This window comes from Pontibacter sp. JAM-7 (assembly GCF_048548695.2).
In the GTDB taxonomy this organism is placed as follows: Bacteria; Pseudomonadota; Gammaproteobacteria; order Pseudomonadales; family Balneatricaceae; genus Neptuniibacter.
This window is the reverse complement of record NZ_JBLYIF020000002.1, coordinates 207,206-226,284: the sequence shown is the minus strand read 5'-3', so window position 1 is coordinate 226,284 and position 19,079 is coordinate 207,206. Positions and strand designations below refer to the sequence as shown.

21 protein-coding genes are annotated in these 19,079 nt (G+C 50.6%); 11 read left to right on the top strand and 10 right to left on the bottom strand.

The annotated features are described in order from the left end of the window. Nucleotides 1-80 precede the first annotated feature (80 nt). The 3 genes from hflD to ACFVYJ_RS03420 are packed head-to-tail and all read right to left on the bottom strand — an operon-like array spanning nucleotide 81 to nucleotide 2,349. The gene (gene hflD, locus ACFVYJ_RS03430) at nucleotides 81-746 is read right to left on the bottom strand and encodes a high frequency lysogenization protein HflD (protein ID WP_419413707.1); all 666 of its coding nucleotides are present in this window, start codon (nucleotides 744-746) and stop codon (nucleotides 81-83) included. A gap of 13 nt (nucleotides 747-759) precedes the next feature. Beyond that, on the bottom strand, nucleotides 760-1,875 hold the full coding sequence (gene mnmA, locus ACFVYJ_RS03425; protein ID WP_419413708.1) for a tRNA 2-thiouridine(34) synthase MnmA: 1,116 nt from the start codon (nucleotides 1,873-1,875) through the stop codon (nucleotides 760-762). Between the two features lie 24 nt (nucleotides 1,876-1,899). After that, the gene (locus ACFVYJ_RS03420) at nucleotides 1,900-2,349 is read right to left on the bottom strand and encodes an NUDIX hydrolase (RefSeq protein ID WP_419413709.1); all 450 of its coding nucleotides are present in this window, start codon (nucleotides 2,347-2,349) and stop codon (nucleotides 1,900-1,902) included. 123 nt (nucleotides 2,350-2,472) lie between these two features. Here ACFVYJ_RS03420 and moaE point away from each other — a divergent pair, with 123 nt between their 5' ends. Continuing rightward, nucleotides 2,473-2,928 carry a molybdopterin synthase catalytic subunit MoaE gene (gene moaE, locus ACFVYJ_RS03415; RefSeq protein ID WP_419413710.1) on the top strand — a complete coding sequence of 152 codons (456 nt, stop codon included), beginning with the start codon at nucleotides 2,473-2,475 and terminating at the stop codon, nucleotides 2,926-2,928. A gap of 1 nt (nucleotide 2,929) precedes the next feature. Here the strand turns inward: moaE and ACFVYJ_RS03410 are convergent, their stop codons facing one another. Further along, nucleotides 2,930-3,550 carry a pseudouridine synthase gene (locus tag ACFVYJ_RS03410; protein ID WP_463254879.1) on the bottom strand — a complete coding sequence of 207 codons (621 nt, stop codon included), beginning with the start codon at nucleotides 3,548-3,550 and terminating at the stop codon, nucleotides 2,930-2,932. Nucleotides 3,551-3,668: 118 nt separating this feature from the next. On the opposite strand from ACFVYJ_RS03410, the gene icd reads away from it, so the two are divergent. Beyond that, complete coding sequence (gene icd, locus ACFVYJ_RS03405) at nucleotides 3,669-4,925, top strand: NADP-dependent isocitrate dehydrogenase (protein ID WP_419413712.1); 1,257 nt, start codon at nucleotides 3,669-3,671, stop codon at nucleotides 4,923-4,925. A gap of 50 nt (nucleotides 4,926-4,975) precedes the next feature. Here icd and cspD read toward each other — a convergent pair whose 3' ends face one another. After that, complete coding sequence (gene cspD / locus ACFVYJ_RS03400) at nucleotides 4,976-5,179, bottom strand: cold shock domain-containing protein CspD (protein WP_419413713.1); 204 nt, start codon at nucleotides 5,177-5,179, stop codon at nucleotides 4,976-4,978. A gap of 251 nt (nucleotides 5,180-5,430) precedes the next feature. Between cspD and clpS the strand changes: the two genes are divergently transcribed. Together clpS and clpA are read left to right on the top strand one after the other, a co-directional pair. Continuing rightward, nucleotides 5,431-5,760 (top strand): ATP-dependent Clp protease adapter ClpS, encoded by a 330-nt coding sequence (gene clpS / locus ACFVYJ_RS03395; protein ID WP_419413714.1) that lies wholly within the window; start codon nucleotides 5,431-5,433, stop codon nucleotides 5,758-5,760. Between the two features lie 11 nt (nucleotides 5,761-5,771). Then, entirely contained in the window at nucleotides 5,772-8,039 is a 2,268-nt protein-coding gene (gene clpA / locus ACFVYJ_RS03390) for an ATP-dependent Clp protease ATP-binding subunit ClpA (RefSeq protein WP_419413715.1), read from the top strand. 99 nt (nucleotides 8,040-8,138) lie between these two features. Here the strand turns inward: clpA and infA are convergent, their stop codons facing one another. The 4 genes from infA to trxB form a co-directional block, all read right to left on the bottom strand. Next, the gene (gene infA / locus ACFVYJ_RS03385; RefSeq protein ID WP_075172183.1) at nucleotides 8,139-8,357 is read right to left on the bottom strand and encodes a translation initiation factor IF-1; all 219 of its coding nucleotides are present in this window, start codon (nucleotides 8,355-8,357) and stop codon (nucleotides 8,139-8,141) included. Between the two features lie 131 nt (nucleotides 8,358-8,488). Beyond that, nucleotides 8,489-9,205, bottom strand: coding sequence for an arginyltransferase (locus ACFVYJ_RS03380; protein WP_419413716.1), 717 nt, complete (start codon nucleotides 9,203-9,205; stop codon nucleotides 8,489-8,491). 3 nt (nucleotides 9,206-9,208) lie between these two features. Beyond that, entirely contained in the window at nucleotides 9,209-9,910 is a 702-nt protein-coding gene (aat, locus tag ACFVYJ_RS03375; RefSeq protein ID WP_419413717.1) for a leucyl/phenylalanyl-tRNA--protein transferase, read from the bottom strand. Between the two features lie 64 nt (nucleotides 9,911-9,974). Then, a complete protein-coding gene (trxB, locus tag ACFVYJ_RS03370) occupies nucleotides 9,975-10,931 on the bottom strand; it encodes a thioredoxin-disulfide reductase (protein ID WP_419413718.1) in 957 nt (318 codons plus the stop codon). Between the two features lie 258 nt (nucleotides 10,932-11,189). Here trxB and ACFVYJ_RS03365 point away from each other — a divergent pair, with 258 nt between their 5' ends. The 6 genes from ACFVYJ_RS03365 to ACFVYJ_RS03340 all read left to right on the top strand — a co-directional run bounded on the left by ACFVYJ_RS03365 (nucleotide 11,190) and on the right by ACFVYJ_RS03340 (nucleotide 17,874). Next, a complete protein-coding gene (locus ACFVYJ_RS03365) occupies nucleotides 11,190-13,655 on the top strand; it encodes a DNA translocase FtsK (RefSeq protein ID WP_419413719.1) in 2,466 nt (821 codons plus the stop codon). Nucleotides 13,656-13,729: 74 nt separating this feature from the next. Next, a complete protein-coding gene (gene lolA / locus ACFVYJ_RS03360; protein WP_419413720.1) occupies nucleotides 13,730-14,332 on the top strand; it encodes an outer membrane lipoprotein periplasmic chaperone LolA in 603 nt (200 codons plus the stop codon). Between the two features lie 2 nt (nucleotides 14,333-14,334). Beyond that, the gene (locus ACFVYJ_RS03355; protein ID WP_419413721.1) at nucleotides 14,335-15,684 is read left to right on the top strand and encodes a replication-associated recombination protein A; all 1,350 of its coding nucleotides are present in this window, start codon (nucleotides 14,335-14,337) and stop codon (nucleotides 15,682-15,684) included. A gap of 27 nt (nucleotides 15,685-15,711) precedes the next feature. Then, nucleotides 15,712-16,083 carry a fluoride efflux transporter CrcB gene (gene crcB / locus ACFVYJ_RS03350; protein WP_419413722.1) on the top strand — a complete coding sequence of 124 codons (372 nt, stop codon included), beginning with the start codon at nucleotides 15,712-15,714 and terminating at the stop codon, nucleotides 16,081-16,083. Between the two features lie 21 nt (nucleotides 16,084-16,104). Further along, nucleotides 16,105-17,379, top strand: a complete 1,275-nt coding sequence (serS, locus tag ACFVYJ_RS03345; RefSeq protein ID WP_419413723.1) for a serine--tRNA ligase — start codon at nucleotides 16,105-16,107, stop codon at nucleotides 17,377-17,379. 18 nt (nucleotides 17,380-17,397) lie between these two features. After that, on the top strand, nucleotides 17,398-17,874 hold the full coding sequence (locus ACFVYJ_RS03340; RefSeq protein ID WP_419413724.1) for a GNAT family N-acetyltransferase: 477 nt from the start codon (nucleotides 17,398-17,400) through the stop codon (nucleotides 17,872-17,874). Here ACFVYJ_RS03340 and ACFVYJ_RS03335 read toward each other — a convergent pair. Beyond that, nucleotides 17,871-18,449 (bottom strand): Maf family protein, encoded by a 579-nt coding sequence (locus ACFVYJ_RS03335; protein ID WP_419413725.1) that lies wholly within the window; start codon nucleotides 18,447-18,449, stop codon nucleotides 17,871-17,873. The genes ACFVYJ_RS03340 and ACFVYJ_RS03335 overlap by 4 nt on opposite strands. Nucleotides 18,450-18,550: 101 nt before the next feature. Here ACFVYJ_RS03335 and ACFVYJ_RS03330 point away from each other — a divergent pair, with 101 nt between their 5' ends. Next, complete coding sequence (locus ACFVYJ_RS03330; RefSeq protein ID WP_419413726.1) at nucleotides 18,551-19,072, top strand: YceD family protein; 522 nt, start codon at nucleotides 18,551-18,553, stop codon at nucleotides 19,070-19,072. The last annotated feature ends 7 nt before the right edge of the window (nucleotides 19,073-19,079 follow it).

Sequence of the window (19,079 nt, the reverse complement as noted above, 5' to 3'; positions counted from 1 at the left end):
GTTCTCTGCCTTTTTAGGGGTTGCGAAAAACCGCGCATTATACCCGAAGCCCTGGCATCGTCATAGATGAGCGCCGGTGGTTATACCAGCAGTTTTTTCAGCGATGGGCGCAGCCGGGATTTAAAGAACATCAGATGCCAGCGCTTGCCGCCTTTCTGGCGCCAAAGCATGGCGCTGCGAATGCCTGCTAGCAGTAAGGCCCGAATTTTGGCTGCGTTTTCCCGGTTTTGCAGGTGGCGTGGATCCCCCGTCACCTGGATACGGAAACTGAAAGTACTGATGGTGTCCTGATACAGACTTGCCAGATTCGCAATCACGCTGGGGTGAGCAAAAGTGGAGGGGTCTGACAGGCTATCGGCATCATCGGGATTAAAGTAGCGCGCTTGTTCAGTCACCTGCTTCAGCCGCTGACTGATGGTCTGGATTAATTCAGGTTTAGCCATCAGCTTGCGTTCTAGGTGCATCATACTGAGCGCATAACGAATAACGTCGCGGTTATGTTCAGCGCGTGGCTTTTCAATCAGGTCTTGCAGGTTGCGTAGCCCGATACTCAGGTTATAGGGAAGGTCGCGGTCACCGCCGAACACTGCTTCGGTGTTATCAGCATTGGTTTGCATAATACTGAACAGGCTGGCTTCCAGGTTATTCTGTGACACCATGCCACGGGTGGCGATCTGTTCAACCAGGGCGGCCGCCTGAAATACCCCTGCCAGTGCGATGGCTTGTTCGTCATGTAGACGTGTCACGATCTATAAATCCTCAGAGCGGAATGCTGTCAACTTTGCCGGTTTGTTCAATCACTCCACCTCCCAGGCAGAGCTCACCTTCATAAATTACCACGGATTGGCCCGGTGTGATGGCGCGCTGTGGCGTGGTGAAGCGGATTAGGTAACCGGCACCTATGCGTTTTTCAATAATACAATCCTGATCACTTTGACGGTAACGTACCTTAGCCTTACAGCGATAGGGTAACTGCGGCTCATGGCCATTGATCCAGAACAGTGCTTCTGACATCAGCCAGTCTGTATACAGCAGGTCATGCTGCTGCCCTTGAACTGCGATGAGAACATTGCGATCCAGGTCTTTGCTTGCGACGAACCATGGCGCTTCCGGGTAACCCTGCAAACCGCCGATACAGAGCCCCTGACGCTGGCCAATGGTGTAGTACATCAAGCCGGTGTGCTCGCCAATAACCTCGCCATCTGGGGTCTCGATATTGCCGGGTTGCGCTGGCAGGTACTGTTTTAGAAAATCGGCGAAGCGGCGTTCACCGATAAAGCAGATTCCGGTGCTGTCTTTTTTATTATGCGTCACCAGGTCATGCTGCTCAGCCAGACGCCGCACCTCAGGTTTTTCTAGTTCGCCCACCGGGAATAGGGTCTGTGCCAGTTCTTCACTGCCGACCTGGTGCAGGAAATAACTTTGATCCTTGTTATTATCCAACCCCTTCAATAGGCAGGCGTGGCGGTTATGCTCGCCACGTCGCACATAGTGGCCCGTGGCAATCAGATCGGCACCAAGGGCTTTGGCATATTCCAGAAATGCCTTGAATTTGATTTCCCGGTTGCACAGGATGTCTGGGTTAGGTGTTCGGCCTGCCTTGTATTCCGCCAGGAAATGCTCAAACACGTTGTCCCAGTATTCCGCGGCAAAGTTTGCAGTGTGCAGGGTGATACCCAGTTTGTCACAGACCGCCTGAGCATCAGTCAGATCCTGTTTGGCAGTGCAGTATTCTGTACCGTCATCTTCGTCCCAGTTCTTCATAAACAGGCCTTCCACCTGATAACCCTGTTGGATTAGCAGTAATGCGGAAACGGAGGAGTCGACTCCGCCGGACATGCCAACGATGACTTTGGTTTCGGGAATTGATTTCATGGGTTTTTCTGATTCACTGATACTTCAAGCTGTGTATTCATAGATAAGATCCAATGGAAAGCGCCGCCCCTGCAGATAATCATCGACGCAGCGTAACACCATGGGGCTGCGTAGCCGTGTCGATTGAGCAATGATCTCCTCCCGGCTAAGCCAGTGAGCAGCAATGATACCATCATCCAGTGGTCGTTCTGGATGGTAAATTTGTGGTGTGGCAACAAAGCAGGCTCGGTGATAGGTAACGCCATTGCCTGGTGAGGTGTAAACATACAAACCGACCAGCGCTTCCGGCTGGACCTGCCAGCCTGTTTCTTCCAGAGTTTCACGGACTGCGGCTTCAGAAAAGGTTTCGCCGCATTCAATATGCCCTGCAGGTTGGTTTAATACCTGCTGACCGTCAGCGTGTTCTTCGACTATCAGGAAGCGGTTATCTTTTTCAACAATAACGGCTACTGTCGCATGGGGATACCAGGTCATACCCGGGTCCTTGATAAAACGCCAGATCATAACAGTTATTGTCGATGTTTTCAGGTCTTGAACAGCGGTCAGCGCGTACTTTGGTGGTATGCTTGATATAGCAGTTTTAAGTCGGATTTTATTGTGAAAGCACAGATTTCAGTACAAACAGCAGATTTTGATCTGACTGGCTTGACCCAGTCATTAGCCTCGCCAAAAGGGCAGTGCGGTGCCATCGTGACCTTTACCGGTCTGGTGCGCGAGCTGGCGGGTTCTGACGCGTTAACAGCACTTTATCTTGAGCATTACCCTGGCATGACAGAAAAAGCGTTGGCAAAAATTGTCGATGAGGCCGGACAGCGCTGGCCACTGGGTGCGGTGAGCCTGGTGCATAGGGTAGGTGAGCTGGCGCTTAATGAGCAGATTGTCTTCGTTGGCGTGTCTAGTGCGCATCGTGCGGATGCCTTTGCCGCTGCAGAATTTATCATGGACTACTTGAAACGTGATGCGCCGTTCTGGAAAAAAGAGATATCTGCTCGAGGAGAGAGTTGGGTAGAGCAGAAAACGACCGATGTAAAAGCGGCTAAACGTTGGCAGTGAGCTAGCGCAACTTACGGTGTGTTGTCCGGTTGCTCTGTTTTGAACGCTTAGCTTTAGGTGTGTTTGGTCGGGGCTGACTGGCGTGTACCTGCTCTTGACGATGTTCGCCAGGTTTTAACCCTTTCAGGGTCCAGTTGCCTATGGCGTATCGCACTAAGCGTAGGGTAGGAAAGCCAACCGCGGCTGTCATTCTGCGTACCTGCCGGTTTTTGCCTTCACTGATTTTTAATTCAATCCAGCTGGTGGGTTGGTTTTTTCGTTGTCGAATTGGTGGAACTCTTGGCCATAACTCAGGTGGCGCGAGGCGTCGCGCTGTTGCCGGACGGGTCAGACCATCCTTTAATACCACTCCCTGGGACAGTGCAATTAATGCCTGACCAGTGATCTCGCCTTCAACCTGCACCCAATAGGTTTTTTCCAGCTTAAATTTCGGGTGTGCTAACTGATGTTGTAACTGACCGTCATCTGTCAGTAGCAATAACCCTTCAGAATCGTAATCCAATCGACCAGCGGCGTAGAAGCCCGGTTGCTTAATGAAGTCAGCCAGCGTGCTTTTATTGTCTGTAGTGGTGAACTGGGTCAGCACCTGAAACGGTTTGTTGAAAAGCATCAGGTTGGCCAACGGTGGATCCTCAGCATAAACGGCGGAGTTCGCCTATGATGAAACTAGAGCAGCTATTTTGCTGTCTGACGGTTCGATAAGTATAACAATTTCAATAAGAAAAAAGCGCGGAGTCGATATGGGATATATCAATATAGCAGTACCTGCGGGCGAGAAAATTACAGTCAATAACGATGGTTCGCTGAATGTACCGGCTAATCCGGTCATTCCTTACATCGAAGGGGATGGTATAGGGGTAGACGTGACGCCACCTATGATCAAAGTGGTAGATGCTGCGGTTAATAAGGCCTATAACGCAAGCCGTAAGATCTCCTGGATGGAGGTTTATGCGGGCGAAAAAGCCACCTCTGTATATGATCAGGATACCTGGTTGCCAGACGAAACGCTGGCTGCTTTTAAAGAGTTTGTGGTGGGCATTAAAGGACCGTTAACCACACCGGTTGGTGGCGGTATTCGGTCTTTGAATGTGGCGCTGCGTCAGGAACTCGATCTTTACGTCTGTCAGCGTCCGGTGCGTTGGTTCAAAGGTGTGCCCAGTCCGGTGATTAAGCCGGGAGATGTCGATATGGTTATCTATCGTGAAAACTCTGAAGACATCTACGCCGGAGTTGAATGGAAAGCGGGTAGCCCAGAGGCAGACAAGGTGATCAAATTCCTCAAAGAGGAGATGGGGGTCACCAAAATACGCTTTGATACCGAGTGTGGTATCGGTATCAAACCTGTCTCAGAAGCAGGCAGTAAGCGGCTGATTCGTAAGGCTATTCAGTATTGCGTGGATAATGATCGTGACTCAGTGACCTTGGTACATAAGGGTAATATCATGAAATTCACTGAGGGTGCGTTTAAAGACTGGGGCTATGAGCTTGCGCGGGATGAATTCGGTGCTGAACCGTTAAATGGCGGCCCATGGCTGACATTTAATAACCCGCAGACCGGTAAGCAGATTGTAGTTAAAGACGTGATTGCTGACGCTATGTTGCAGCAGATCTTGTTGCGTCCGGCAGAGTATGACGTGGTTGCAACGCTTAACCTGAATGGTGATTACCTCTCAGACGCTTTGGCGGCTGAAGTGGGGGGCATTGGTATCGCGCCGGGGGCTAATTTATCCGATGAGGTAGCGATATTCGAGGCGACTCACGGTACAGCGCCTAAGTATGCGGGGCAGGATAAGGTTAATCCCGGTTCCATCATTTTATCTGCAGAGATGATGTTGCGTCACATGGGGTGGTCTGAAGCCGCTGACCTGATCATCAAAGGTATGGATGGTGCTATTGAAGCGAAAACGGTTACCTATGACTTCGAGCGCTTGATGCCAGGGGCTACTCTGTTGTCAGCATCCGCATTTGGTGACGCCATTATCAGCCATATGGAATGACCTAAACAAAACAGGCAGCCAATTGGCTGCCTGTTCGTATGCGGGGCGTTTTACACTGGCCTGATGTTGACGGCATGGGTGCCTTTTGGGCCAGGCTGGGTTTCAAAACTTACTTTCTGGCCAGCTTTGAGGCTTTTGTAACCGTCCATTTCAATGGCAGAAAAATGTGCAAAAAGGTCTTCTTGATGTTCGTCTGAGAGGATAAACCCGTATCCTTTCGAATTGTTGAACCATTTCACTTTCCCTGTTTGCATATACCGCTCCGTATCCTTCGCCGGTTAATCTGTAGACTGAACCTGACAGAGATAACTGCTAAAATTATTCTAAGTGCAGGTTTGTAAATAGTTTATTGCACAGATGAAAATATCTTCCTGATATCTTTCTGCCTTAGTATCTTTATATCATTGCAGGCAAAAGGTGTCAGGTCTGGTATCTTCTCCAAACAATCTTAATGTCTTAGATCATAGACCAACTTTTCATGTATACAACTTGTACAAGCAAACCAGTGGCTCAAGCGTCTGATGATGACCACGCCGATCATGACCATGGACTTGTGGTTCAGGAAGCCAAGCCTGAATTACAACAACCTTCCATGTATCGTGTAGTGTTGCATAATGATGATTACACCCCCATGGACTTTGTAGTGGAGGTGTTAATGCTGTTTTTCAGCATGGACCAGGAGAAGGCTACCCAGGTCATGCTGGCGGTTCATACACAGGGAAAAGGTGTATGTGGTGTGTTTACACGTGACATTGCTGAAACTAAAGCGGCTATAGTTAATCAATATGCTAGGGAGAATCAGCATCCGCTGTTATGTGAAGTGGAACAGGTTTAAGAGGCTGCGCCATGTTGAATAGAGAATTGGAAGATACCTTGAGTGCAGCCTTTCAGGCGGCCAAGGAAAAGCGGCACGAGTTCATCACCATTGAGCATTTACTTCATGCCCTGTTAGATAATCGTGAGGCGAGAGACGTATTGCTGGCCTGCGGCGCCGATCTTGAGGCGATTGGTCGCAGCTTGTCTGAATTTATCGATGAAACCACGCCTTTGTTGTCAGAAGTGATTCCTGATATTGAAACCCAGCCAACGTTGGGTTTTCAGCGGGTATTGCAGCGGGCAGTGTTCCATGTGCAGTCTTCTGGTCGCAGTGAAGTGACTGGTGCTAATGTCCTGGTTGCCATTTTTAGCGAACAGGAAAGTCAGGCGGTCTATATCCTGCAGCAGCACGGTGTAGAGCGGATTGATGTAGTTAATTTTATCTCTCACGGCATATCCAAGGTCGACTCAAGAGACAATGCTCAATCTGAGGCGATTGAAGAAGCCGAGGACAGCGAAGAAAACGGCGACAGCGCACTGCTTAAATATGCCGTTAATCTGAATATTGAAGCGGAACAGGGTCGAATTGATCCGCTGGTCGGCCGCGATTCGGAAGTGGAGCGTGTGGTTCAGATACTGTCCCGACGGCGCAAGAATAACCCTCTGTTGGTGGGTGAGGCCGGTGTTGGTAAAACCGCTATCGCTGAGGGACTTGCCAAGCTGATTATTGATAAAAAGGTGCCGGAAATCATCAAAGACTCAGTGGTCTATTCATTAGATCTGGGCGCATTGTTGGCTGGTACCAAGTATCGGGGTGATTTCGAGAAACGGCTTAAAGCCCTGCTGAAGGAGATCAAAGACAAAACCCATTCCATTTTGTTTATTGATGAAATTCATACCATCATCGGTGCCGGAGCGGCTTCCGGTGGTTCGATGGATGCGTCCAACTTGCTGAAACCCTTGTTGAGTTCGGGTCAGATTCGTTGTATCGGCTCGACGACCTTTCAGGAGTTTCGTGGCATCTTTGAAAAAGACCGGGCCCTAGCGCGGCGCTTTCAGAAAGTTGATGTGCTGGAACCCAGCGTCGATGATACCTATCGTATTCTCCGCGGCCTGAAATCCCGCTTTGAAGAACATCACAACATCATATATACCGATGAGGCCTTAAAAGCAGCATCGGAACTGGCAGATCGTTATATCAATGATAAACATATGCCGGATAAGGCGATTGATGTGATCGATGAGGCGGGTGCTTATCAGCGTTTACTGCCTCAGGAGCTGCGTAAATCAGAGATCGAGGTGGTTGATGTAGAGGCGATTGTTGCCAAAATTGCTCGGATACCACCGAAGAGTGTCTCGACATCAGATAAAAACCAGCTGGCCAAGCTGGCGGGTAATCTGAAAATGGTCGTGTTGGGGCAGGATGAAGCCATTGAAACGCTTTCGTCTGCGATCAAGCTTTCCCGTGCCGGCCTGAAAGAACCGAACAAACCGGTAGGCTGCTTCCTGTTTGCTGGCCCCACCGGGGTCGGTAAAACCGAGGTGACGCAGCAGCTCGCCCGTATTATGGGTATTGAGCTGGTACGGTTCGATATGTCGGAGTATATGGAACGCCATACTGTGTCTCGGCTGATTGGTGCGCCTCCAGGTTATGTGGGTTATGACCAAGGAGGCTTGCTGACGGAAGCTGTGACCAAAACCCCGCATTGTGTGTTGCTGCTCGATGAAATTGAGAAGGCGCATCCAGAAGTGTTTAACTTGCTGCTTCAGGTGATGGATAACGGTACGCTTACGGATAATAATGGCCGCAAAGCCGATTTTCGTAATGTCATACTGGTGATGACCACCAATGCCGGGGCCGAGGATATCAGTCGAAACTCCATTGGGTTTACCCGTCAGGACCATTCCACTGATGGCATGCAGGCAATTAAAAAGCTGTTCACGCCCGAGTTCCGTAACCGTCTGGATGGCATTATTCAGTTTAAATCTCTGACCATGGATATCATCAAAGGTGTGGTCGATAAGTTTATCGCTGAGCTACAGGTGCAGTTGGATGATAAACGGGTCGTACTGCATCTGAGTGAAGAGGCGCGGCAGTGGTTTGCTGACCATGGTTATGATCAGCAGATGGGCGCACGGCCGATGAAACGCCTGCTGCAGGAGCAGCTGAAAAAACCGCTGGCAGAAATGATCCTGTTCGGAGAATTGTCCGAAGAGGGTGGAGACGTCATGATTGAAGTGAATGACGAGGGTGAAATATCACTCGACGTGCCTCACTGCATCGTTGACGGCTGCTAACCAGTATTATTAATGCCGAGCACTAATTGGCATGATTTTACATAACCAGAAACGGGGAGCTCAGGCTCCCCGTTAACGCTTAGGTAAGTGCGGACTATATTAGCGGGCGCGGTATACGATGCGACCCTTGGTCAAATCGTATGGGGTCAGTTCAACTTTGACCTTATCGCCAGTTAGGATGCGGATGTAGTTCTTACGCATTTTGCCGGAAATGTGGGCAGTTACGACGTGACCGTTTTCCAGTTCGACACGGAACATTGTGTTCGGCAGAGTGTCGATCACGGTGCCTTCCATTTCAATGCTGTCTTCTTTAGCCATTCACTTTTTACCTTGGTTGCTTATCTCGGTGTTGTATTAAGCCCGAAAAATAATTGCGCGGTATTTTGCACTAATTGTTTTTGTATATCAAAGAGAAAACGTCAATAAACGACGAAACTTTGAGCAGGCAGTCAGGGTTGGGCTACTTCGACCCACTGATTATCGAGTAGCATTTCGATCGGACGATACTGGGTTTTGTATCGCATTTTGCGACATTCGCTTACCCAATAGCCTAAGTATAGATAGGGAAGTTTCAGTTCCTGGCACAGTTGTATTTCGCGCAGTATGGCATAGTTACCAAGGCTTCGGCGATTCGCGTCCGGCGACAGGAAGGTATAGATAGCAGAGAGTCCCTGAGCCAGAAAGTCCACTACCGCAACGGCTAGCAGCCGACCATGACTGTTTCTGAACTCAATAAATTCAGTATGCTGGTTACCGTCCACCAGAAATGAGTTGAATTGCTCCGGGTCAGGTGGATACATATCCCCATCAGCGTGGCGGGCTTCAATATATGCGGCGTAGAGCTCGTAATACTCCTGGGTGAAGATCGGCGAGATCCGACGTACAACCAGATCGGTGTTTTTGGCCAATACGCGTTTTTGGCTTTTACTGAATTTGAACTGATCGATTGGGATTCTGACTGATATACAGGCCTGGCAATGCTTACAGTGAGGGCGATATATGTGCCGGCCACTGCGCCGGAATCCCAGATCAGACAGTTCACTGTAGGCTTCGGTAGAAATCTCTACATGGGGATCGACGAACAGGGTTTGTGCATTGCGACCTTCGAGGTAGCTACACTTATGTTCCGGTGTGGCATAAAAATGCAGCGTTTTAAGATCCGACACAGATTACTCCCTCCGTAACAGATCAGCTTCAAACTCCCAGTCATGATCGGAGTTCTTATCCAGGTAGCGGCTCAGATAATCTTTAAACCGCCGCCGGGGAATTTCGCAGGCACCAAGGCTAAACAGATGCGGGTTGCTTACCTGGCAGTCAATTAAAGCATAGTCCCACTTCTTCAACTGTTCGACCAAATAAACAAAGGCAATCTTGGATGCATTGCTTTGTCGGCTAAACATCGACTCGCCAAAAAACAGTTTGCCCATGGCCAGACCGTACAGTCCGCCGATTAACTCACCGTCACTATACACCTCTACCGAGTGTGCGATGCCTGCGTTATACAGCGCCAGGTATGACTGGCGCATTTCTCGGGTAATCCATGTGCCGCCGGAACTACTGCGCGGCGCGGCGCAGGCATCAATTACGGCAGCAAAATTGCGGTCGAAAAAAACCTCAGGCTGTAACTGGCGCATCGTTTTACGCAGACTGCGGGAGACGTGTAGTTGATCGGGCAATAATACGCAGCGCGGATCCGGGCTCCACCACAAAATGGGTTCACCGGGGCTGTACCAGGGAAAGATGCCATTACGATAAGCATTGATCAGGCGCTCACTGTTGAGTGAGGCACCGGCGGCCAGAAGTCCATTAGGGTCATCAAGCGCCTCGTCAACAGGCGGGAAGGGGGTGGTATCAGATAGCCAGGGAATCATGACAGCTCAGAGTGGTTTTCCATAACAGGGGTTCCATATATTTCCCTCTGAGCTGTTAGCAGCATTACTTTTTCAGGTCATCAAGGAAGCGTTCAGCATCCAATGCGGCCATACAGCCAAAGCCTGCAGAAGTAATCGCCTGACGATAGACATGGTCAGATACGTCACCAGCGGCAAATACGCCTTCAACACTGGTCTGGGTGGCGTTGCCTTCGAGACCCGATTGAATTTTCAGGTAGCCGTTATGCATCTCAAGTTGGCCGGCAAATATATCGGTATTAGGTTTGTGGCCGATGGCGATAAACACCCCAGCAAGATCCAGTTCCTGGGTGGCGCCATTGTCAGTGCTTTTTACCCGCAGGCCGGTCACGCCAGTTTCATCACCCAAAACCTCATCCAGTGTGTGATTCCACAGGATGTTGATGTTGCCATTTTCAGCACGTTCCAGCAGTTTATCCTGCAGGATTTTTTCTGAACGCAGGCTGTCCCGGCGATGAATTAGCGTAACTTCAGCGGCGATATTGGACAGATAGAGAGCTTCCTCTACTGCCGTGTTACCACCACCGATAACGGCGACTTTCTGGCCGCGATAGAAAAAACCATCGCAGGTCGCGCAGGCGGAGACGCCTCTGCCCTGAAAGGCTTCTTCAGAAGGAAGTCCAAGGTACTGTGCCGAAGCACCAGTACAGATGATCAGCGCGTCGCAGGTGTATTCAGCCATATCACCTTTGAGTCTGAATGGGCGATTGCGCAGGTCAGTTTCATTGATATGGTCAAAAATAACCTGAGTATCAAAACGTTCAGCATGGCGCTGCATCCGGTCCATGAGTTCCGGGCCCTGTACGCCGTCAACATCCCCCGGCCAGTTATCAACATCGGTGGTGGTGGTCAACTGGCCACCGGCCTGCATACCAGTGATGACTACCGGCTTAAGGTTGGCGCGGGCAGCATAGACAGCAGCAGTGTAACCGGCAGGGCCGCTGCCGAGGATGATCAGGCTGTGGTGTTGTACTTCGCTCATCTGTTTAACAAGTCCTGTAGTAATGGCGTTTGATAGGTCAATGTGGTCAGTGATGACAAATTCAAGTGGGCAGCGTTAGCTAATGACTTAGCCTTGGCGGGTGCAGGTATGCACCCTGCTGTCCTGGCCCATCGTAATCTCGGCCTAACTATCGCTTAATCGGTTGTTTTCATCAACAGGCATTGGCCTGACAAGTGCTAATTTGTGGTATTGTTGGCGGTTGGAGAGAAACCCGATTCCATGGAGCCAGAAACACCAATGAGTGACACGCCTAGACGCCTGAGTTTTCCCGAATTGCTGATTCGTATCGGGCGGGAGTCAACGTTGATTCTAGTGGTCGCAGCCAACCTGTTATTGCTGCTGGCGTTGATAGGTTATGACCCCAGAGATCCGGGCTGGTCGCACCTCGGTTATCAGCCAGAGGTGCGCAATTTTATTGGTCCGTTTGGCGCCTGGCTGGCTGATCTGAGTATTTCTGCGTTCGGCTTGGGTGCCTATTTACTGCCGTTGCTGATCATTTATCCGGTTATGCGTTTTCTGTTACGACGTGGCGCCAGTCTCATAGAGTCGGTGCCCTACCTCGTGCTGCGTTGTGCTGGCAGTGTGGGTTTGTTACTGGCGTTTAGTGCGTTGTCGGCCACGCATTTTTCTGTAGAAGCGTTACATTACCCATTCAGTGCTGGTGGTATCTCCGGTGAAGCGCTCTCAGACTGGTTCGTTAGCTGGTTTAGCCTGACGGGTAGCTCTGTGGTGTTATTCAGTCTCTTGTTATTGAGTCTTACCCTGCTGCTGGAATTAAGCTGGGCTGAATTGTTGGAGTCCTTAGGCCGGGTTTGTCTTGAATTGCCCGAAAAGCTGACACTGCCAGCGAAGCACAAAGCGTTGAAGGCTGTGCAGGCAGAGAATCCTGCTGAGGTATCAACGCCTCCTGTGGCCACGAAAAAAGCATCTCCCGCCAAAGTGGTACGCACCGAACCTGTAATGACGGACCACCCATTTTCTGCAGCCGTTGATGATGCGCCGCCCTGGGAAGCTGAGCCGACTGTTGCGCCTGACGTGGATGCTAAAGTATCCGTCGCAGTGTCTACAGAGCCTGAACCTGTCGATAAAGGGCATGTGAAAATTGTCCCGCTATCCGAAGCTCACAAGCCAATGCAGGACAAAGAGCTTGGGCTTGAGCCTGAGCAGAGCTCTGGCCTGAGAAAAGCACCGCGTCGGCGAATTCCACCGTTAGATCTGTTGGATCCGCCTGAACTGAATACCAATACCGGGTATTCACCTGAAGAGCTGGAGCGCTTGTCAGGGCTGCTGGAAAGCAAATTGAAAGACTTTGGTGTGATCGCGGAAGTGGTTGAGGTAAACCCAGGTCCGGTGATCACCCGATTTGAGATTCAACCGGCTCCGGGCGTGAAAGCCAGCAAGATTACAAACCTGGCCAAAGACCTTGCGCGCTCAATGGCGGTCAGCAGTGTTCGTGTGGTGGAAGTGATTGCCGGCAAGTCCGTGGTGGGGATTGAGATTCCCAATGAAACCCGACAGACCGTTCATTTAAGTGAGGTGCTGAGCTCTAAACCTTATATGTCTGCGGCGTCTAAGTTAACCCTCGGCTTGGGTAATGACATTGCCGGTAACCCGGTGGTGGCTAACTTGGCGAAAATGCCTCATTTACTGGTTGCGGGTACGACAGGTTCGGGTAAGTCGGTCGGCGTTAATGCGATGCTGTTGAGTCTGTTATTTAAAGCTACCCCGGATGAGGTACGCCTGATTCTGGTTGATCCGAAGATGTTGGAGCTTTCCATCTATGAGGGGATTCCGCATCTCTTAACCCCGGTTATTACCGATATGAAAGATGCCGCGGCCGGTTTGCGCTGGTGTGTCGGTGAGATGGAACGCCGCTATCGGTTAATGGCGAAAATGGGTGTACGTAATTTAGCTGGCTTTAATGATAAGTTGACCGAGGCGCGCAAGCAGGGTGAACCACTGCGGGACCCGCTGTGGAACCCTGAAGATTATGGTGAGCCTTTTGGCACCCCAGCACCCGAGCTGGAGCCTTTGCCTTACATCGTGGTGGTGATTGATGAGTTTGCCGACATGATGATGATTGTCGGCAAAAAGGTAGAGGAGCTTATTGCGCGTATTGCTCAGAAAGCCAGGGCGGCTGGAATTCATCTTATTCTAGCGACGCAACGTCCGTCGGTGGATGTTATCACCGGTCTGATCAAAGCCAATGTGCCAACCCGCATTGCTTTTCAAGTCTCCTCTAAAATTGACTCGCGTACTATTCTCGATCAGGGTGGAGCCGAAAACCTGCTAGGTTGGGGGGATATGCTGTATCTACCTGCCGGTGTCAGCTTACCTAATCGCGTGCATGGTGCGTTTGTTAGCGATGACGAAGTGCATCGAGTAGTCGATGCATGGAAAAAGCTCGGGGCACCACAATATATTACTGATATCACAGAACCTGACGCAGGCATTGGTGACGGGTTAGGCTCCGGTTCAGGTTCGTTATTCGATGATGAGCAGGACCCGCTGTACGATGAGGCTGTGGCCTTTGTGCTGGAAACACGCAAGGCGTCCATTTCTAGTGTGCAGCGTAAACTTAAAATTGGCTACAACCGTGCCGCGCGTATGGTTGAAGCTATGGAGGCGGCAGGGGTGGTCAGTGAAGCTGGCACCAATGGTCAGCGCGAAGTGCTGGCGCCTGGCCCTCAGGGTGATCGTTGAATAGGGTGGTTATGCGAATCTATTTATTTATAAAAAATATTATAAAACAAAAATTTATAGCTTTTTTTTGTAGCGTGGTCTTAAGTTTTTCTGGTGCAGCGTTTGCTGCTGATTCCGTAGCAGAGCTGACTGCGCTACTGCAGAGTTACGATACCTTTGCTGCGGATTTTGATCAGATCACGGTGGCAGAAAGCGGTCGCTCGGCGCAGCAGACCAAAGGTCATATCAGTCTGGCCAAGCCTAACCTGTTCCGTTGGCAAACTATCGAGCCAGCGCCCCAGGAGATTGTGTCTGATGGGCGTTATCTTTGGATCTATGATCCAGATCTGGAGCAGGTAACACGCAAGACCGTAAATCTACAGAATAACAGTGCGCCAGCGCAGATTCTTAATGGCCAAGTGGACCAGCTGTTGCAGGAATACCAGCTTGAGCATCCGCAAGGCTCCGGAAATGATCAGCTTTTTGTGCTTACCGCGCGTGAGGCACAAGCCTCTTTCAGTATCATTCGCCTGGTCTTTCATCAGGACGTGCTGTCTGAGCTAATGCTGGAAGACACACTGGGCCAACGCACAACTATTGTATTTAAAGGTGCCCGGCGTAATCCTGATTTGGCTGAAGAGGTATTTGCTTTCCGGGTGCCAAAAGGTGTTGACCTGATTATCGACGGAGCTGAATAAGCGTGGACCTGTTTGCCGACCAAACGCCGGTTTATCAGCCGCTGGCAGCCAGAATGCGGCCTCGCACGTTAAATGAGTACTGTGGTCAGTCTCACCTGCTTGCTGCCAATAAGCCGTTACGGATGGCACTTGAGCAGGGCGCTATTCATTCGATGATTTTTTGGGGCCCGCCGGGTGTCGGCAAGACCACATTGGCACGTCTTATTGCGCACCAGGTCGATGCCCAGTTTTTGACGCTGTCAGCAGTGCTGGCAGGCGTGAAGGATATTCGTATCGCCGTTGAACAGGCCAAGCAGGTGAGGGCGCAGTCTGGCCGTGGCACGGTGTTGTTTATCGACGAGGTACATCGCTTTAATAAGTCCCAGCAGGATGCTTTTCTGCCCTATATAGAAGATGGCACCGTTATTTTTATTGGGGCCACGACTGAAAACCCCTCTTTTGAGCTGAATAATGCCCTGTTGTCGCGGGCCCGCGTCTATCTGTTGCGCAGTCTCGAAGCGACCGCGATCAAATCATTGTTAAGTACGGCACTTAGCGACGCGGAGCGTGGCTTGGGGAAGCGACGTTTAGTTATGTCGGATGACATATTGGCACAATTGGCGCGGGCTGCTGATGGCGATGCGCGGCGGGCTCTGAACTTGCTGGAGATTAGTGCTGACCTGGCTGAAAAACAAACAGACGGCTCTGAAGTAGTGCCTGAGACAGTACTGGTGGAGGTGCTGGCCGGGCAGGGACGCCGTTACGATAAACAGGGTGACCTGTTTTACGATATGATTTCAGCGTTCCATAAATCAGTACGCGGTTCATCACCGGACGGGGCGCTTTATTGGTACTGCCGCATGCTGGACGGTGGTTGTGACCCACTCTATGTCGCGCGTCGGCTGGTGGCCATTGCTTCGGAAGATATAGGTAATGCTGATCCCCGGGCGATGCAGGTGGCTTTAGCGGCCTGGGATGCATTTGAACGGGTGGGGCCGGCTGAAGGCGAACGAGCCATTGCCCAGGCAGCCATATACTGTGCCAGTGCACCAAAGAGTAATGCAGTTTATCGGGCATTTAATCAGTGTCTTGCAGACGTAAAGCAGCAGACAGGTTATGAAGTGCCAGTACATCTCCGTAACGCCCCCACTGAGCTGATGCAGGAGCTGGGTTATGGCGCTGAATACCGTTATGCGCATGATGAGCCTGACGCTTACGCTGCCGGTGAAAGTTACCTGCCTCCTGAATTGCACCAGCAGCAATGGTATGTGCCGGAAAACCGTGGTTTGGAGCTTAAAATTAAACAGCGACTTGAGTATTTGTCACAACTGGATGAGGCAAGCCACAAGCAGCGTTACCATTCGGATCAATAACATGAAACCCATCACAGGAGCCTGTTGATGCTACACGTGGTCTTTATTGCGCTTGGCGGTGCCATAGGAGCGCTCGGGCGTTACTGGGTCAGTGGTTTGTTGAATAATGCAGCCTACCGTTTGCCATACGGCACCCTGGCGTGCAATGTGGTGGGTTCGTTTCTGATGGGTGTTTTGTTTGTATTGATTCTGGAAAAGTCTCGCATCTCCCCTGAAATGCGACCCTTGCTGATGGTTGGTATGTTGGGCGCGTTAACAACTTTCTCCACTTTTTCCCTGGAAACCGTGGCCATGATGCAGGAAGGCCATGTCATGTCTGCATTGATTTATATATTATTAAGCGTTTTTCTGAGTCTGCTTGCGCTTTACGGTGGGCTTTGGGTTACTCGCTTGTTCTAATTAAAGGTACGTTAAACTCCTATGCTTGATGCAAAACTGGTCCGCGCGAATCCGGAAGAAGTAGCAGCATTGCTGCTGAAAAAAGGTTATGAATTTCCTGTTGCACGTTTTACTGAGCTGGAAAATCAGCGCCGTGAAATGCAGATGACAACAGAGAATCTGCAGAATGAGCGTAATACCCGGTCAAAATCTATTGGCAAGGCGAAAGCGGCAGGTGAAGATATTAAGCCACTGCTGGCTCAAGTTGCGGATCTCGGTACTCAGCTGGACACAGCTAAGGCCCAGCTGGGTGAAGTTACCACGGCACTCGATGACCTGTTGTCCGGTGTGCCTAATATTCCTGATGCAGCAGTGCCTGAAGGCACCGATGAAGCAGATAATGTTGAGTTACGTCGCTGGGGCACGCCAACGGCATTTGATTTCACCCCGCTGGACCATGTTGCGCTGGGAGAAAAAAGTGGTGAGCTGGACTTTGAAACTGCTGCTAAGTTAACCGGTTCTCGGTTCTCGGTACTGACCGGCAAGCTGGCACGACTGCACCGTGCGCTGATCCAGTTCATGCTGAATACCCAGACAGAAGAACACGGTTACTGTGAAACCTATGTTCCCTACATGGTGAACGAGGACAGTCTGCGTGGTACCGGTCAGCTGCCTAAATTTGGTGAAGACCTGTTTAAAGTTCCGTTTGGTGATCGGCAGTACTACCTGATTCCAACCGCAGAAGTGCCGGTAACTAACTTTGTGCGTGATGAGATTATCGATGCTGAGCGGTTGCCGCTAAAGTTTACTGCCCATACTCCTTGCTTCCGTTCAGAGGCGGGTGCCAGTGGTAAAGACACGCGTGGCATGATCCGGCAGCATCAGTTTGAAAAAGTGGAAATGGTTCAGGTGGTTGAGCCATCCCAGTCTTGGCAGGCGCTCGAAGAGATGACTGGTCATGCGGAAGCCATTCTGCAAAAACTGAACCTGCCTTATCGAGTGGTTGCACTCTGTGGTGGTGACCTCGGCTTTAGCGCTGCGAAGACGCATGATATTGAAGTATGGCTGCCGGGTCAGGATGCCTACCGAGAAATTTCCTCTATCTCCAATATGACGGATTTCCAGGCGCGTCGTTTGTTGGCTCGCTGGCGTAATCCGGAAACAGGTAAACCTGAGCTTGTGCATACCCTCAACGGTTCCGGCCTGGCGGTTGGTCGTACGCTGCTGGCTATTATGGAAAATTACCAGACAGCTGATGGACGCATTACAGTACCTGAAGTGCTGCTGCCTTATATGGGTGGTGTTACTGAGATTTAAAAATTAAGAGGTAGGCGGATGACCGACCCTTTGCAGCTGCAATGGCATTGCCTGCCTTTTACCAAGCTCAGTAGCGTGCAGGTGCATGCCTTGCTCTCCTTGCGGCAACAGGTTTTTATTATCGAGCAGCAGTGCCTCTATGCAGATGCTGATCTGCTCGATCTTCAGTCCTATCACCTGTTTGCGCTAGCGTCTGACGGCGATCTAGTGGCCTGTGCTCGCATGATTCCGCCTGCAATCCTGTATCCCGAAGTTGTTATTGGTCGTGTGGTAACGCGGCAATATTTGCGTGGGCAGGGTATTGGCAGGTGTTTGATGGAGCAGGCATTGCTCCACGCTGATCGGTTGTTTCCTGAGGTGACTGTTCGAGTTTCAGCCCAAACCCGGTTGCAGGCCTTTTATCTTCACCTCGGGTTTGTCGCTGCAGGGCGGCCCTATGATGATGAGGGCATTGAGCACATTGATATGTTCCGGGCTAAGCAAACCGGAGTTTAAAGTACATTTACCCCCTCTGTTTCCAGCATGCGCACCAGGCGTATCAGTGGCAAACCAATCAGTGTATTGGGATCATCCCCCTCAAGCTTATCGAAAAGGGCAATGCCTAGCGCTTCAGATTTAAAGCTGCCGGCGCAGTTATAAGGTTGTTCTGTCTTGAGGTAGTTTTCGATCATACGCTCAGTCAGTTGTCTGAACTCTACATGAAATGGCACCACTTCAGTCTGTATATTGCCGCTTTGGCTGTTAAGCAGGCTGAGTCCTGTCAAAAAAGTTACCCGTTGACCGGATAAGCGTTTTAGCTGTGCTGTCGCGCGCTGGTGGTTGCCGGGTTTGCCAAGTATGTCACCATTAATTACTGCGACCTGGTCTGAGCCTATAATCAGGGCTGAGGTTTCGCTTTCTGCAATTTTGGCGGCTTTGGCTGCTGCCAGTCGCGCGACCAGTTCGGTGGGGGATTCTTGATTGAGAGGTGATTCATCGATCTCTGGCGAAATGCAACGGTAGGTAAGCTGCAGCTTATCGAGAATCTGGCGCCGAAATGGCGAGCTGGAGGCAAGAATAATGTCAGACATCGGTGAATTGTTTCCTTTCTACATAGCAGCCGCAGATATTAGTAGATTTGCCCTGTAAAGTCTTTGACAGCAAGGGGTTCAGCCCCTAGAATTGCGCGCTTATGTCAAACGGCCCAATACCCAAGAAAATCGACCCGCGCAAAATGGCTGAGCGGGGAGCTCAAATCTCAGCTGAGGTTGCCGTATCGGCTATGCCTGAATTCTGCGATATGCTGGCAGATCAGGACGCTCGTATACAGGTTGAGCTGGATTTTTCGATTGATGAACAGCGCATAAGGCTGATCCAGGGGCAGGCCACCGGACAGGTGAACATGATCTGTCAACGGTGTCTTGAACCGGTAGAGATTACAGTTGCTGCGACGTTTAATCTTGGGATCGCCGCTAGTGAGGAGGCTGCCAAACAGTTACCCCGGTATTATGACCCGGTGATTGTTGAAGCCGAAGAACTCGAGCTTATTCCGCTGGTGCAGGAAGAGCTGATTCTTAGTATTCCACACGATGCATACCATGAAGACTGCTCAATTCAGACTTCGTTTGGTGAGCCCGAGACAGTGGCAACAGAAAGTAAAAAACCGAATCCATTCAGCGTGTTGGCAAATTTAAAGAAAGCCGACACCAAGTAATACGAAT